At 70.6% G+C, this 15,288-nt stretch carries 13 protein-coding genes; 10 read left to right on the forward strand and 3 right to left on the reverse strand.

The features are described 5' to 3' along the window. Position 1: 1 nt before the first annotated feature. The 6 genes from M8C11_RS12600 (at position 2) to M8C11_RS12625 (ending at position 7,104) form a co-directional block, all read left to right on the forward strand. Complete coding sequence (locus M8C11_RS12600) at positions 2-679, forward strand: response regulator transcription factor (protein WP_030501521.1); 678 nt, start codon at positions 2-4, stop codon at positions 677-679. 588 nt (positions 680-1,267) lie between these two features. Next, positions 1,268-2,911, forward strand: a complete 1,644-nt coding sequence (locus tag M8C11_RS12605) for an ABC transporter substrate-binding protein (protein ID WP_252449640.1) — start codon at positions 1,268-1,270, stop codon at positions 2,909-2,911. A gap of 144 nt (positions 2,912-3,055) precedes the next feature. Continuing rightward, positions 3,056-3,982 (forward strand): ABC transporter permease, encoded by a 927-nt coding sequence (locus tag M8C11_RS12610; RefSeq protein WP_252449641.1) that lies wholly within the window; start codon positions 3,056-3,058, stop codon positions 3,980-3,982. Positions 3,983-4,057: 75 nt separating this feature from the next. Next, positions 4,058-5,041, forward strand: coding sequence for an ABC transporter permease (locus M8C11_RS12615; RefSeq protein ID WP_252449642.1), 984 nt, complete (start codon positions 4,058-4,060; stop codon positions 5,039-5,041). A 25-nt stretch (positions 5,042-5,066) separates the two neighbouring features. Beyond that, positions 5,067-6,095 (forward strand): ABC transporter ATP-binding protein, encoded by a 1,029-nt coding sequence (locus tag M8C11_RS12620; RefSeq protein ID WP_252449664.1) that lies wholly within the window; start codon positions 5,067-5,069, stop codon positions 6,093-6,095. After that, positions 6,088-7,104, forward strand: a complete 1,017-nt coding sequence (locus M8C11_RS12625) for an ABC transporter ATP-binding protein (protein ID WP_252449643.1) — start codon at positions 6,088-6,090, stop codon at positions 7,102-7,104. The genes M8C11_RS12620 and M8C11_RS12625 overlap by 8 nt, the downstream gene beginning before the upstream one ends. An 85-nt stretch (positions 7,105-7,189) precedes the next feature. Here M8C11_RS12625 and M8C11_RS12630 read toward each other — a convergent pair whose 3' ends face one another. Beyond that, complete coding sequence (locus M8C11_RS12630) at positions 7,190-7,540, reverse strand: chorismate mutase (protein WP_091426193.1); 351 nt, start codon at positions 7,538-7,540, stop codon at positions 7,190-7,192. A gap of 289 nt (positions 7,541-7,829) precedes the next feature. Here M8C11_RS12630 and pcrA point away from each other — a divergent pair, with 289 nt between their 5' ends. From pcrA to M8C11_RS12645, 3 genes are all read left to right on the forward strand, one after another. After that, positions 7,830-10,223: a DNA helicase PcrA gene (gene pcrA / locus M8C11_RS12635; protein WP_252449644.1), complete on the forward strand. Its 2,394-nt coding sequence runs from the start codon at positions 7,830-7,832 to the stop codon at positions 10,221-10,223. 104 nt (positions 10,224-10,327) lie between these two features. Continuing rightward, on the forward strand, positions 10,328-10,858 hold the full coding sequence (locus M8C11_RS12640) for a SigE family RNA polymerase sigma factor (protein ID WP_252449645.1): 531 nt from the start codon (positions 10,328-10,330) through the stop codon (positions 10,856-10,858). Then, positions 10,855-12,294: a hypothetical protein gene (locus M8C11_RS12645; protein ID WP_252449646.1), complete on the forward strand. Its 1,440-nt coding sequence runs from the start codon at positions 10,855-10,857 to the stop codon at positions 12,292-12,294. The genes M8C11_RS12640 and M8C11_RS12645 overlap by 4 nt, the downstream gene beginning before the upstream one ends. A 58-nt stretch (positions 12,295-12,352) precedes the next feature. On the opposite strand, the gene M8C11_RS12650 is transcribed toward M8C11_RS12645, so the two are convergent. Beyond that, positions 12,353-13,117 carry a M23 family metallopeptidase gene (locus M8C11_RS12650; RefSeq protein WP_374667994.1) on the reverse strand — a complete coding sequence of 255 codons (765 nt, stop codon included), beginning with the start codon at positions 13,115-13,117 and terminating at the stop codon, positions 12,353-12,355. Positions 13,118-13,379: 262 nt separating this feature from the next. Next, on the reverse strand, positions 13,380-14,090 hold the full coding sequence (locus tag M8C11_RS12655; RefSeq protein ID WP_252449648.1) for a peptidoglycan DD-metalloendopeptidase family protein: 711 nt from the start codon (positions 14,088-14,090) through the stop codon (positions 13,380-13,382). Between the two features lie 402 nt (positions 14,091-14,492). Between M8C11_RS12655 and M8C11_RS12660 the strand changes: the two genes are divergently transcribed. Further along, positions 14,493-14,897: a cobalamin B12-binding domain-containing protein gene (locus M8C11_RS12660; RefSeq protein WP_013288515.1), complete on the forward strand. Its 405-nt coding sequence runs from the start codon at positions 14,493-14,495 to the stop codon at positions 14,895-14,897. Positions 14,898-15,288 lie beyond the last annotated feature (391 nt).

Consider the following 15,288-nt stretch of genomic DNA (forward strand, 5'->3'; position numbering starts at 1 on the left):
CATGTCCGAGCAGGAACCGGTCGAGGGTACGGCGCCGCGCGGGCCGCTGCGGGTGTTCCTCGTCGACGACCACGCGATGTTCCGGGCCGGCGTCCGTGCCGAGCTGGGGGCGCGGGTGGAGGTCGTCGGCGAGGCCAGCTCGGTGGCCGAGGCGGTGACCCGGATCGCGGCCACCGCCCCGGACGTGGTGCTGCTCGACGTGCACATGCCCGACGGCGGCGGTCGCGCCGTGCTGGAGGCGATGCGGCGCACCCACCCGCAGGTGCGGTTCCTGGCACTGAGCGTCTCCGACGCCGCCGAGGACGTGATCGGCCTGATCCGCGCCGGCGCGCGGGGGTACGTCACGAAGACGATCTCGCCGGAGGAGCTGACCGACGCGATCCGGCGGGTGGCCGACGGCGACGCGGTGTTCAGCCCGCGGCTGGCCGGGTTCGTGCTCGACGCGTTCGCCTCCCGGCCGGACGCGCCGGTGGCCGACCCCGAGCTGGACCAGCTCACCAACCGCGAGCGCGAGGTGCTGCGGCTGCTCGCCCGGGGGTACGCGTACAAGGAGATCGCCAAGGAGCTGTACATCTCGATCAAGACGGTCGAGACGCACGTCTCCAACGTGTTGCGCAAGCTCCAGATGTCGAACCGGTACGAGCTGTCCCGCTGGGCCGCCGACCGCCGGCTGGTCTAGGACTCCACGCCGATCCCAGGGGGCGGGGCCTCGGCGGCCTCGTACCCCAGGGGCCCTGCTGGTGCCCGCTCAGTCGGCATGGCATCATCCGGACGGATAAAAAACGCCGCAGTCGTGCGCCCGTGAGAGACGCCGGGGTCGGCGCGGTGAACGTCACAGCCCTGCGCGCCGCAGGGACGTCTGTCGACCCCTCTGTGCCCGTCTTGCCTGTTCAGGGCCCTATCGTCCGTACGCTTTGTGATCTTTTCTCAAGTATCGGCAACGTGGCGACCAACTAACGGCTTGATAACGGCACCTTCACGGAAAGGGCCGGTTGGTGTCACAGTGGCAGCACCTCACCCCCCGGTGTGAGGCATCTCGTCGGGCCTGCCGACCACGTGACGCCGTCTTTCGCGCCGCCGCGTGGTCGCCGACCCTGCGCGGTGTCTCGTCCAGGGTGTGGCGCCCGGCGGATCGGTACCCCTGGGGTGTCCCGAATTCCTCTGCGGTAAACCGGCGTCCTGCGGTTCGGGTCGCCGGTGGTGTCACCCCCAAAGACGTGCGTGAAACTCACGACGGAACCAGGTTAGAAAGAGGAGGCCCCTCGGAATGAGAGTCTCGAAGCGGGCGAGCGGCGCGCTCGCGGTGGGCGCGGCATTCGCGCTCGTCGCGTCCGGCTGCTCCAGCGGGAACAACGACGGTGGCGACGCCGGCGCTAGCAAGGACGGCGCCATCGTCATCGACGGCACCCAGCCGGAGAACCCCCTGGTTCCGGCGAACACCACCGAGACCGGTGGCGGCGCGATCATCGACTGGCTGTGGAGCGGTCTGGTCGAGTACCCCAACAACGGTGGGGCGCCGCAGAACCTGCTCGCCGAGTCGATCGAGACGAGCGACTCGAAGGTCTTCAAGATCAAGATCAAGCAGAACACCAAGTTCCACGACGGCACCACCGTCAAGGCCGAGAGCTTCGTCAAGGCCTGGAACTGGGCGGCGTACGGCCCGAACGGCGCGCAGAACGCCTCCTTCTTCGCCGACATCCAGGGCTTCGACGAGGTCTACACCGAGGACCCGGACGGCCCGGACGGCCCGCAGAAGGCCCCGGAGCCGAAGGCCAAGGAGATGTCCGGCCTGAAGGTCGTCGACGACTGGAACTTCGAGGTCACGCTCTCCGCGCCGACCGCCGTGTTCCCGACCAAGCTCGGCTACAGCGCCTTCGTGCCGCTGCCGGACGCGTTCTTCTCGTCCACCCCGGCGGACTTCGGCAAGAAGCCGATCGGTAACGGCCCGGTGAGCCTCGTCTCCTGGCAGGACGACGTCGAGATCAAGCTGACCCGCTTCGACGACTACAGCCTGCGCGACAAGATGAAGATCAAGGACGTCACCGTCAAGATCTACCAGGACGACACGGCGGCGTACAACGACCTGCTCGCCGGCAACCTGGACTTCCAGCAGCAGGTTCCGGTCTCCGCGCTGGCCGGTGACAAGTGGAAGACCGACCTGGCCGACCGGGCCATGGCCTCGACCACCCCGTCGACCGGCATCATCGCCTTCCCGATCTACGACAAGCGCTTCCAGAACCCGAAGCTGCGCAAGGCGATCTCGCTGTCCATCGACCGGCAGTCGATCACCGACAAGATCTTCTTCGGTACCCGTAAGCCGGCCGACAGCTGGGCCAACCCGCTGACCCCGGGCGCCGAGCCGGGCAACTGCACCGCCTGCAAGTTCGACGTGGCCCAGGCCAAGCAGCTCCTCCAGGAGGCCGGTGGCTTCCAGGGCAAGCTGACCCTGTCGTACAACGCGGACGCCAGCCACAAGGAGTGGATGGAGGCCGTCGCGCAGCAGATCAAGACCAACCTGAACATCGACGCGGTTGCCGTCGGCGTGCCGACCTTCGCGGTCTTCCGCGCCAACATCAACGCCTACAAGATGACCGGCGCGTACCGGGCCGGCTGGCAGCAGGACTACCCGGACGTGGAGAACTGGATCAACCCGCTCTACGTCACCGGCGGTTCCTCGAACGACGGCAAGTACAGCAACCCGCAGGTGGACGCCCTCGCCAAGGAGGCCACCGCGGCCCCCAGCATCGAGGAGGCCCACAAGAAGTTCGCTGAGGCCGTCAAGCTCATCGACCAGGACGTCCCGTCGATGCCGATCTACTTCGGTGGCCAGCAGTCCGGCCACTCGGAGAAGATCAAGAAGCTGGAGCTGACCAACGTCGGCGAGCTCGACATCACCTCGGTCGAGCTCTGATCCGAACGGTCTGACCCCGGGTCGGGCTCGCCTACCGGTGAGCCCGACCCGGGGCCGTTCCGCGAGGGGGTGTACAACGAACCCCTCGCACGTTGTCGCCGCCGCGCCGGCTCACCCGGCGCTCCCTGTCTGGAGGACCACCCCATGGGCCGTTATCTCTTGAGACGGCTGCTGCAACTCGTGCCGGTGTTCATCGGCACGACGTTCCTGATCTACTGGCTCGTCTGGTCCGTGCCCGGTGACCCCTTCGCCGGCAAGTGCGGCGACCGCGGTTGCCCCCCGAACTACCGGGCCATGATGACCGAGAAGTACAACCTCGACGAGTCGATCTGGGTGCAGTACGCCAGCTACATGAAGAACCTTGTGCAGGGTGACTTCGGTATCACGTTCGGCGGTCGCGAGATCAGCGACATCATCGCCACGTCGTACCCGAACACCCTGAAGCTGGCGGTGGTCGCCCTCGCCATCGAGGCCGTGATCGGTCTCGGCGCGGGCATCCTGACCGGTCTGCGGCGCAACGGCTTCCTGGACAACCTGGTCCTGGTCTCCACCCTCTTCCTGATCGCCCTGCCGGTCTTCGTCATCGGCTTCGTGCTGCAGTGGCTGCTCGGTGTGAAGTGGGGCATCATCAACCCGACCGTGTCCAACGAGATGCGGTTCAGTGAACTGATCGTGCCGGGCTTCGTGCTCGGAAGCGCATCGATGGCGTACATCGCCCGGGTGGCGCGTACGAGCATCGCCGAGAACCGGCGTGCCGACTACGTCCGCACCGCGATCGCCAAGGGCCTCCCGATGCGCCGGGTGGTCGGCGTGCACCTGCTGCGCAACTCGCTCATCCCGGTGGTCACGCTGCTCGGCACCGACCTCGGCGCCCTGATGGGTGGCGCGATCGTGACCGAGGGCATCTTCGGCATCAACGGCATCGGCCGGCAGGTGCTCCGCTCGATTGTCACGAAGGAGAGCGCTACCGTTGTCGGCATCGTCGTGGTGCTGGTGCTCGTCTATCTCGTGATGAACCTGGTGGTCGACCTGCTCTACGCCGCCCTCGACCCGAGGATCCGCTATGAGTGACCGCCGCAGCGAACGAATCGTCCCAGCAGTCTGCGCGGGCAACCACGCCCGCGCCGAGCGCAGCGAGGTGCGGGCATGAGTGACCCGAGTACCGCGTCGATCGTGTCGACGCCGCCCGCGACCATGCCCACCGAGGCCGGTTCGGGCGCTCCCACAAACGCCGGCCTGCCGGAGAGCGCGAAGCAGCAGAAGCCGCGTGGTCTGCTCGGCGACGCCTGGATCGACCTTCGCCGCAAGCCCCTGTTCTGGATCTCGGCGACGATCATCGTGGTGTTCCTCGTGATGGCGGCCTTCCCCTGGCTGTTCACCTCCGGCGACGCGGTCAACGGCACGCTGGAGCGCAGCCGGGTCGAGCCGTCCTCCTCCGCCTGGTTCGGCTACGACGTGCAGGGCCGCGACGTCTACGCCCGGGTCATCTACGGCGCCCGCGCCTCGATCGTCGTCGCTGTGGTCTCCACCGTCCTGACGCTGCTCGTCGGCGGCACGATGGGCATCATCGCCGGCTACCGCGGCGGCTGGGTGGACGCGCTGCTGTCCCGCATCGCGGACATCTTCTTCGGCCTTCCGTTCGTGCTCGGCGCGATCGTCATCCTGACCACGTTCAACGGATCCGGCACCGACAACGGCGAGTGGACGATCATGGGGCTGGTCATCCTGTCCCTGAGCGTGCTGAGCTGGCCGGTCGTGATGCGGCTGATGCGCTCCTCGGTGCTCGCCACCAAGGAGGCCGACTACATCGTGGCGGCCCGCGCGCTCGGCGCCGGCACCGGCCGGATCATCCTCAAGCACCTGCTGCCGAACTGCCTGGCCCCGCTGCTGGTCTACGGCACGATCATGGTCGGCTCGTTCATCGGTGCGGAGGCCACGCTCTCGTTCCTGGGCATCGGCCTGAAGAGCCCGGTCGTCTCCTGGGGCATCATGATCAGCGAGGCGCAGAACTACATCCGGGTCTCGCCGTTCCTGCTGTTCTTCCCCGCCGCGTTCCTCGTCGCCGCTGTGCTGAGCTTCGTCATGCTCGGCGAGGCGGTCCGCGAGGCCCTCGACCCGAAGCTCCGTTAGGGGAACTGAGTTGTCCGACATTCTCGTGTCCGAGCAGTCCGCCCCGGGCGCCGACGGATCCGGCCGCCCCTCGGGCCGCCTGCTCGAGGTCGACGACCTTCGGGTGGAGTTCCGCACCCGGGACGGCGTCGCCAAGGTCATCAACGGAGTCACGTACCACGTCGACGCGGGGGAGACCCTCGCCGTGCTCGGCGAGTCCGGCTCCGGCAAGAGCGTCACCGCGCAGACCATCATGGGCATCCTGGACACCCCGCCCGGCTTCGTCACCGGCGGCCAGGTCCGCTTCCACGGCAAGGACATGCTCACCATGTCCCCCGAGCAGCGGCGGCGGATCCGGGGCGAGGGCATCGCCATGATCTTCCAGGACTCGCTCTCGGCCCTCAACCCGGTTTTCACAGTCGGCTTCCAGATCGCCGAGCAGTTCCGCATCCGCCGCGGCATGAGCCGCTCGGACGCGAAGAAGCGCGCGATCGAGATGCTCGACCAGGTGAAGATCCCCAACGCCAAGGGCCGGTTCAGCAACTACCCGCACCAGTTCTCCGGCGGTATGCGGCAGCGCGCCATGATCGCCATGTCGCTGGCGCTGGACCCCGAGGTGCTGATCGCCGACGAGCCGACCACCGCGCTGGACGTGACCGTGCAGGCCCAGATCATGGACCTGCTCGGCGAGCTCCAGCGGGAACGGCAGATGGGCATGATCCTGATCACCCACGACCTCGGCGTGGTCGCCGACGTCGCGGACCGGATCGCGGTCATGTACGCCGGCCGGATCGTCGAGGAAGCCGACGTCTACGACCTGTACCGCAAGCCGGCACACCCGTACACGCTCGGCCTGCTCAACTCGATCCCGCGGATGGACGAGAAGGGCCAGGAGCTCCGTACCATCAAGGGCCTCCCGCCGAACCTGATGAACATCCCGCCGGGCTGCGCGTTCAACCCACGCTGCCCGATGGCGCAGCCGGTGTGCCGGGAGAACGTCCCGCCGCTGCTGCAACTGGGCAACGGCCGGGCCAGCGCCTGCCACTTCGCCGAGGAGCTGGTGAACCGTGACTGAGCACATCATCGAGGTTCGTGACCTGGTCAAGCACTACCCCGTGACCCGGGGCGTGGTGTTCAAGAAGACCATCGGCCAGGTCAAGGCGGTCGACGGCGTCTCCTTCGAACTCAAGGCCGGCGAGACGCTCGGCGTGGTCGGCGAGTCGGGCTGCGGCAAGTCGACGCTCGCCCGGGTGCTGATGAACCTGGAGAAGCCGACCGGCGGCCAGGTGCTCTACAAGGGCCAGGACATCTCCAAGCTCTCCGGTGGCGCGCTGCGGCGGCTGCGCCGGCAGATCCAGCTGGTGATGCAGGACCCGTACACCTCGCTCAACCCCCGGATGACGGTGGGTGACCTGATCGGCGAGCCGTTCGAGATCCACTCCGAGGTGGCCCCGCGCGGCAGCCGGCGCAGCAAGGTCAAGGAGCTGCTGGACCTGGTCGGCCTCAACCCGGAGCACATCAACCGGTACCCGCACCAGTTCTCCGGCGGTCAGCGGCAGCGCATCGGCATCGCCCGGGCGCTGGCGCTGCGGCCCGAGGTGATCGTCTGCGACGAGCCGGTGTCGGCCCTGGACGTCTCGATCCAGGCCCAGGTGATGAACCTGCTGGAGAAGCTCCAGGCCGAGTTCGGGCTGTCGTACGTCTTCATCGCGCACGACCTGTCCGTGGTGCGGCACCTCTCCGACCGGGTCGCGGTGATGTACCTGGGCAAGATGGTGGAGATCGGCACCGAGGACGAGATCTACGAGCGGCCGACCCACCCGTACACCCAGGCGCTGCTGTCGGCGGTGCCGGTGCCGGACCCGACCGTGCGGGAGAGCAAGGCGATCATCCGGCTCCAGGGCGACGTCCCCTCGCCGGTCAGCCCGCCCTCGGGCTGCCGGTTCCGGACCCGCTGCTGGAAGGCGCAGGACATCTGCGCCCAGGAGGTGCCGCTGCTCCAGATCCGGCCGGGCTCGGACCACCCGAGCGCCTGCCACTTCGCGGAGAAGCGGGAGATCGTCGTCACCCACGAGGTGGCCTGATCCAACCGGACCGCCTGCCGGTGTCGATCACGACACCGGCAGGCGGTTCGTCGTCTCCGTGGGCGTCACCGCGTCTCCGCCGGCGTCACAGCGGGCCGCGGCCGGCGCGCAGCAGCAGGAGCGCGAGCTGGGTGCCGTCCGCGCCGAGCTCGGCCCGGAACCGCTCCAGGATCTCCCGCTCGCGGGAGAGCACCAGCCGGGTGCCGCCGGATGCCATGCGGGTCGCGCCGACCTCCTGGGAGAGCGCTGCCCGCTCCTGCCAGAGCGCGACGAGGGTGCGGTCGATCTCGTCGATCCGCCGCCGGATCTCGCCGATCCGCTCCGCCGCCGCCGCGTCGTCGGTGCCGGTCCGGGCGGCCGCGGCCCCGGTCGGGTCGCCGGCCGGCCGGTCGTGCGGCGCCAGGCTGCCGCTGGACTCCACCACGTCAGTCATCATCGTCGTCCCTCTCGGGGCTCGGGCCCGGTACCCGGATCCCGGAACGAAAACGCCCCGGGCTCTGGGGAGCCCGGGGCGTTTCGTAGGTCTGTGATCAGGCGCGACCCACGGCTGCCGGACTCCCGGTGCCGTAGTAAAAGTAGAAGCGCTGATCGAACACGTCGTCGAGTATGCCGACCACCTGGGCGGGCGCGCAAGAAGACGCACCAACAGGTGAGACGTGACGGCGTGCGCCGGGCGGCGGCGCGGGCGGGGAAGTGTCCGCCCGGCGGCATAGACTCGGGCTGCGATGCATCCTCTCTTCGACATTCCCGCGTCCCCGCCCGCGCCGGAGTCCCGGCCCACCCCGGCCCGCCGCCCTGCGGGCGCCGGGTCGGACCCGCAGGCCCTCCTCGACGGCCTGAACGGCCCCCAACGGGACGCGGTGACCCACGCCGGCTCCCCGCTGCTGATCGTGGCCGGCGCCGGGTCCGGCAAGACCCGGGTGCTGACCAACCGGATCGCCTACCTGCTCGGCGCCCGCGACGTGCACCCCGGCGAGATCATCGCGATCACGTTCACCAACAAGGCCGCCGGTGAGATGAAGGAGCGGGTGGCCGCGCTGGTCGGCCCGCGCGCCCGGCTCATGTGGGTCTCGACGTTCCACTCCGCCTGCGTACGCATCCTGCGGGCCGAGCACGAGCACGCCGGCCTGAAGTCGACGTTCTCGATCTACGACGCGGACGACTCGCGCCGGTTGATGCAGATGGTCGCCCGCGAGCTGGACCTGGACCCGAAGCGCTACCCGGCCCGGGGCCTGGCCGCCCAGGTGTCGAACCTGAAGAACGAGCTGGTCGACCCGGAGGAGTTCGCCGGCCGGGCCAAGGGGCCGAACGAGCGGGCGCTGGCCGAGGCGTACACGCTCTACCAGCGGCGGCTGCGCGAGGCGCACGCGCTGGACTTCGACGACCTGATCATGACGACGGTGCACCTGCTCCAGTCGCACCCGCACGTGGCGGAGAGCTACCGGCGCCGGTTCCGGCACGTGCTGGTGGACGAATACCAGGACACCAACCACGCCCAGTACGTGCTGATCAAGGAGCTGGTCTCCGGGACCGAGGGGATCCCGCCGGCCGAGCTGTGCGTGGTCGGTGACGCCGACCAGTCGATCTACGCGTTCCGCGGCGCCACCATCCGCAACATCCTGGAGTTCGAGCGGGACTTCACCGACGCCCGCACGATCCTGCTGGAGCAGAACTACCGCTCGACCCAGACCATCCTCAACGCGGCCAACGCGGTGATCGACCGGAACACCTCCCGGAAGCCGAAGCGGCTGTGGAGCGACGCCGGGTCCGGCGAGCAGATCGTCGGTTACGTCGCCGACACCGAGCACGCCGAGGCCGACTGGGTGGCCCGGGAGATCGACCGGCTGGTCGACGACGGCGAGACCCGCCCGGGTGACGTGGCGGTGTTCTACCGCACCAACGCCATGTCCCGGGTGTTCGAGGAGGTGTTCATCCGGGTCGGCCTGCCCTACAAGGTGGTCGGCGGGGTGCGCTTCTACGAGCGCAAGGAGGTCCGCGACGCGCTCGCGTACCTGCGCGCGGTGGTGAACGACGACGACACGGTCAGCCTGCGCCGGGTGCTCAACACCCCGCGCCGGGGCATCGGCGAGCGCGCCGAGGCGTGCGTGGAGGCGCTGGCCGCGCGGGACCGCATCTCCTTCGGCGCCGCGCTGCGCCGGGCCAAGGACGCACCGGGCATCTCCACCCGGGCGGCGAACGGCATCGCCGAGTTCGTCGCCCTGCTCGACGCGGCGCGGGAGCTGGCCGACACCGGCACGCCGGAGGAGGTGCTGGAGGCGGTGCTGACCCGCTCGGGCTACCTGGCCGAGCTGGAGGAGAGCCTCGACCCGCAGGACGCCGGCCGGGTGGACAACCTCCAGGAACTGGTGAGCGTCGCGCGGGAGTACACCGAGCGGATCGAGGCGCTCGGCGCCGACGACGAGCGGGCCACGCTCGCCGGTTTCCTGGAGCAGGTGGCGCTCGTCGCCGACGCCGACCAGATCCCCTCCGACGACCCGGACCACCAGGGTGTCGTCACGCTGATGACGCTGCACACCGCCAAGGGCCTGGAGTTCCCGGTGGTCTTCCTGACCGGCCTGGAGGACGGCGTCTTCCCGCACCTGCGCTCGCTCGGCGACACCCGTGAGCTGGAGGAGGAGCGGCGGCTGGCGTACGTGGGCATCACCCGGGCCCGCCAGCGTCTCTACCTGTCCCGCGCGGTGACCCGGTCGGCGTGGGGCGCGCCCGCCTACAACCCGCCGTCGCGGTTCCTGGAGGAGCTGCCGCCGGAGCTGGTCCGCTGGGAGCGCACCGAGGGGTCGTACACCTCGTGGGGCGGCGGAGGCGGTGGCGTCGGCGGCCGGGCGGACCGGCTGGGCCGCGGCGGCTTCGCCGGCGGCACGCCCAAAGCGACCGAGCTGGCGAAGCGGCTGGGCGTGGACGCCAGCCGCCTGGCCACCGCGAGCGAGCTGAAGCAGGCCCCGAAGGTCTCGGTGGGCGACCGGGTCAACCACCAGCGGTACGGCCTGGGCAGGGTGCTGGCGGTGGAGGGCGCCGGGCCGGGCGCCCGGGCCCAGATCGACTTCGGCGACCAGACCATGTGGCTGGTGCTGCGGCACGCCCCGATCGACAAGCTCTGAGCGTCGGGCGGTCCTGACCGCCCTCACTCAACCCCGGACGTCACCGATCGCGTCTCACCCTGCATCCGCTCGTGGACGCGAGACGGATGCGACCTGGAGGTGGCGTGAGCCGCGACGAGGACGACGAACAGTTCCGGCTGTTCGTCCAAGCACAGTGGGGACGGCTGGTCCGCACCGCCTACCTGCTGACCGGCGACCGGGGGACGGCCGAGGACCTGGTCCAGTCGGCGCTGGAGAAGACCCATCGGCGCTGGGGGAGGGTGCTGCGCAGAGACGCGCCCGAGGTCTACGTGCGCCGGGCGATGGTCAACACGGCCATCTCCTGGCGGCGTCGGCGGCGGCCGCTGGAGGTGCCGCTGCTGACCTCCGACAGCGCGCCGGTGCCTGACGCGTACGCGCAGGTGGAGCAGCGGCGACTGCTGCTCGCCGCGCTGCGCCGGCTACCGCCCAGAACCCAGGCCGTTCTGGTGCTGCGCTACTTCGAGGACCTCAGCGAGGCGGACACCGCCCGGGTTCTCGGCTGCTCCGTCGGCTCGGTGAAGAGCCAGGCGTCGCGCGGGCTGGCCCGGCTGCGGGTCGAGTTCGCCCCGCCCGCCCCTGCGTCCCCGGCACTGCTCCAGGAGGATCCGGTATGACCGAGAACTTCGCCCGTTCGACGCTCGGTCCCGCGCTGTGCCAGGCCGCGCACGGTGTCGGCGTACCCGAGGACCCGTGGCCGGGGTTCGCCCGGCGCGAGCGACGGCACCGGCGCAACCGGCTGATCCGGGCGGCTGTGGCAGCGGTCGTGGCCGCGCTCGTCGGGGTCCAGGCCAACGTGGTGCCCCTCCCGGGCTGGGCGCCCGGCATCGCGGTCGCCGCCGCCCCGGCGGCGCTGCTCGACGCGCCGCCCCGGGGCGCGCTCGCCGGCGACCGGGCCTGGCTGGACACGCTACGGGAGCGGATCAGCGCCGATCCGGCGATGGGCCGCCCCACCGCACTCGGCGGCTCGAAGACGGACGGCTTCTGGAAGGTCGGGGATCGCGACCGGATCCGTCTGCTCTACGGCAGTGACCGGCCGGGCCGCCGGGTCGCACTGGTGGCGGTGCCGCTGCGGTTCGGCCTGCTCACCAAGGAGACGCTGGTCTGGTACGCGGGCCCGGCCGGTGCCGACGCCGGGCAGATGCGCTACGCCGGTCACAGCGAGGCCGCCGACGACCCGGTCATGACGCTGATGCAGGCCGGTCCGGACGGGGGCGCATTCGCGGTCGTCGTCGGGCCCCCGAGCTCCACCGTGAGGATCAGTGGCGACCCCCGGTACACGCCGAGGGGAACGCTGGAGTACGAGGACATCGCGCGGGCGGACGGCAGCGGGGTCGGCTTCGCCGTCCTGCCTCCCGGGCCGCTGCGGCACGAACCCGTCGTCCGGGTCGGCGACGACAACCATGTGCTCTTCCAGGGCGGCCTGGGCGGCGGCCCGTACGCCGGGATCGACCCGACCGCGCGGGAGATGGACGTCCTGCTCACCGCCGCCCGGCGGGGCGCCCGAGGCACGCCGATGGCCGACGCCGACCTGCGCGACGTCGCCGGATGGGCGCTTCTCGACAGCCGCCTCCCGGTGGCCGGGACGACGGTACGGGTGCTGTGGTCGGGCACCGAGGGCGGCCGGCCCGCCGCGCTGCTCACCGTGCAGCCCGCAGGCGGCGGGGTGATCGCGTACGCGATGCACGGCGACCACCGCACCGGCTGGGGGGTCGACCTGCGGCTGCTGCTGCCGGCCGAGGGCGCCGACCGGCGGCCGGTCGGCTGGCGGATCCGGGCCGACGACGGCACCCGTCCGCCCACCGGCCAGGTGCGGGTGATCGCCCCGCCGGACGCGGCCCGGGTCACGGTCACGGTCGGCGGCGCACCCCCGGTCGCCGTCGCGCTCGACGCGTCGAAGGCGGGCACCACCCGGGTATCGCCGGACCAGCCGGCCACCCTCACCGCGTACGCCACCGACGGCAGCGTCCTCGGCGCCACTCCGGTGCCGCCGGTCGAGACGGACATGTCGGGCCTGCCCGGCGACAGCCCGGCCACCCGGGTGACCCCCTGACGAACCGAAGGCGTGGCCGAGCCGGAGACGGCTCGGCCACGCCGATGGATCACCCGCGTCAGCAGGCCACGCTGATGCCCCGGGCACGCAGGAACGGCGCCGGGTCGATCTGGTTCCACATCGCGCCCTGGTGCACCTCGAAGTGCAGGTGCGGGCCGGTGGAGTCGCCGGTGGAGCCCTCGTAGCCGATGACCTGACCGGCCTTGACCGTGTCGCCGACGCCGACGGCGAGCCGGCTCTGGTGGGCGTAGTGGGTCAGGTAGCCATTGTGGTGGTCGATGAAGACCGAGATGCCGTAGCCGTCGCCCACGTCGCCGGCCTTGACCACGGTGCCGGCGGCGGCGGCGTGGATCGGCGTGCCGGAGGGCATGGCGAAGTCGATACCGGCGTGCTGGGTGCCCCAGCGGGGCCCGTAGCAGGACGTGATGTCGGCGCCCTTCATCGGGATGACCCAGGTCGGCTTCTTCGCCGCTGTCTTCTTCTTCGTCGGCTTCGGCTTGGGCTTCGAGGTCGCCGTCTTCTTCGGCGCCGGGCTGGTCGCGCCGGCGCTCGGGCTCGGCGAAGGGCTGGCCGGTACGGCGGACGGGGTGACCGGCTGGCGGTCCGAACGGTCGGCGCGGGCGGCGTCGTCGGCGCGGGCCGCTGCGCCGAGGTCGACGGCGGCGGGCGTCGGGTCGGACGGGGCGGTGGTGGCGACCACGCCACCGATGCCGAGGCCGAGCAGGGCCACCGCGCCGGTGACCACGTAAACGGTGCGCCGGGCGCGGCGCGGGCGCCGGTGCCGGGCGGGAGCGTTGTCCGGGGTGGGGCTGCTGTGCTGCACGGGATCCTTCATCGGTTTCGAGGGGCACGTGACCTCGAAATACTGGTGTCGGTGCAGGTCGCAGCGGGTATCGGGGGTGTGGAGACGGTGGTCCGCGCTGCCGCCGCGCGTCCGGTTTCGAACCGGCCAGCCGGTTCGGTCGAAGAGACGATCATCGGTCGATGTGCTCCCGCTCACACCCGTCGGTGTGACCTGGCAGACATCGGCGCAGACGAAACCGCCCGGACCATGCGATCCGGGCGGTGAAGGGGCGTGCGGAGCGTCAGGACGCGGCTACGTCGCTGTAAACTTCCTCGACTTCGAGCTGAATGTCCACTCCGCGGTCCTTGAGGAACGCCACCGGGTCCTGCGGCTGGCCCTTGACATGGATCTCCAGGTGCAGGTGGGAGCCGTAGGAGTGGCCGGTGTTGCCGACCAGGCCGAGCTGGTCGCCGGCCTTCACCTCCTGGCCCTCCTTGACCGTCACGGCGGAGGAGTGGCCGTAGATGGCCTCGCTGCCGTCGGAGTGCTTCACGATGACGGCGTAGCCGTAGCCGCCGAACCAGCCGGCCTTGCTGACGGTGCCGGCGTGGACCGCCTTGTAGGGCGTGCCCTCCGGGGCGACCAGGTCGATGCCGGTGTGCAGCTTGCCCCAGCGCATGCCGTACGGGGACTTGAAGTCGTAGCCGTGCAGCGGCAGGAGCCACGGGTCCTGCTCGGCGGCCCTGCTGTCGGAGCGGTCGGAGCGGGAGGCGGTGTCCGCGCTCTTGCCGCGGTCGGCGGCGTCCTGGCTGGCGACCGAGGCCTGCCGGAGCTCGTCGAGGACCGACGGGCTGACGCTCTTGGCGTCGGGGAGGGCGTTCGCGCCGATGGCGACGATGCCGGCGCCGACGAACGCGGTGGTGACCACCGCGGCGTAGCGGCTCCGCGGGGGGGTGGGTACGCGGCGGCGGCCGCGATAGCGATCGGGCTCAGACGACAGGCGCTGGCGCACGCACACCCTCCGTTGTCGGGGATCCGATGCGACTCCGGACCGTTCGGTGAGGCTCGGTCGAACCTCCGGTGTCGCGTCGTCACCCGTCCGTGGACCTGATGACAACCGTGGACACGTTAGCCAACCGCCACTCCTGTCACAAGCCGAAGCGCCGAAGTGCTGATTCGTTATGTCCAATTCCATCCGACCTTGTCATATCTCGTGCCGCCGGTCGGATGGCCTGTCGACTGCCCGTTCGTCGCGGACAGTGACCGAACGGCGGAGGTGTCCGGCTTTCCGCGTACCCGGGAGGGCGGTAGGGGGACGGCTCGTATGTGGGAAGGTCCGGCCCGGCTTCCCGCCCTCCGCCCGGCCGGGTTACCGTTCGTTCAGGTCAGGAGTGCCGGTGAAAGGTGTGCGCAGATGAGCTCTCGTATCCGGGTCGTCGTCGCGAAGCCCGGCCTGGACGGCCACGACCGGGGCGCGAAGGTCGTCGCACGCGCCCTGCGGGACGCGGGCATGGAGGTCATCTACACCGGCCTGCACCAGACGCCCGAGCAGATCGTCGAGACCGCGATCCAGGAGGACGCGGACGCGGTCGGCCTCTCGGTGCTCTCCGGCGCGCACATGACGCTGTTCAAGCGCGTCGTCGAACTGCTGACCGAGCGCGACGCCACCGACATCGTGGTGTTCGGCGGCGGCATCATCCCCGAGGCCGACATCCCGGAGCTGGAGCGGCTCGGCGTCGCGAAGATCTTCACCCCGGGTGCCACCACCGGGTCGATCGTCGAGTGGGTGCGGGAGAACGTCGCCCAGCCGGTCGGCTGACCCGCCGCGTTTCCGGCTCCGGGCACGGGGGAGGGGCCGGACGCACCCCTCACACGCCCGGCCCCTCTATGCACGATGCCCCGCCGCCACCCCTCGACCGACAGGGCATCGGCCGCTCCCGTCGTCGCGCTTGACCAGCGCGCCGACATCACACTCAACGACGCCCACGACGGGCGGTTACGCCCCGGCCCGGACATCCCCCGGACGGCTGACGCCCGCGTGCGCCGGCGCGGCGGTGATCGGCCCGGCCGGCGCCGGCCTGTGCATTACCGCACACCCCGCACCCGCTCGGTTGCCGCCCGTTCCCATCTCGTTAGGCTGCGGCAAATGGCCTGTCTCATCTGATGACAGGCGTCAAACTGATTTTCCGAAGCTGGTGGCGGCGCGACGG

The sequence above is a fragment of the Micromonospora sp. CPM1 genome, assembly GCF_023896895.1.
Lineage (GTDB): Bacteria > Actinomycetota > Actinomycetes > Mycobacteriales > Micromonosporaceae > Micromonospora > Micromonospora tulbaghiae.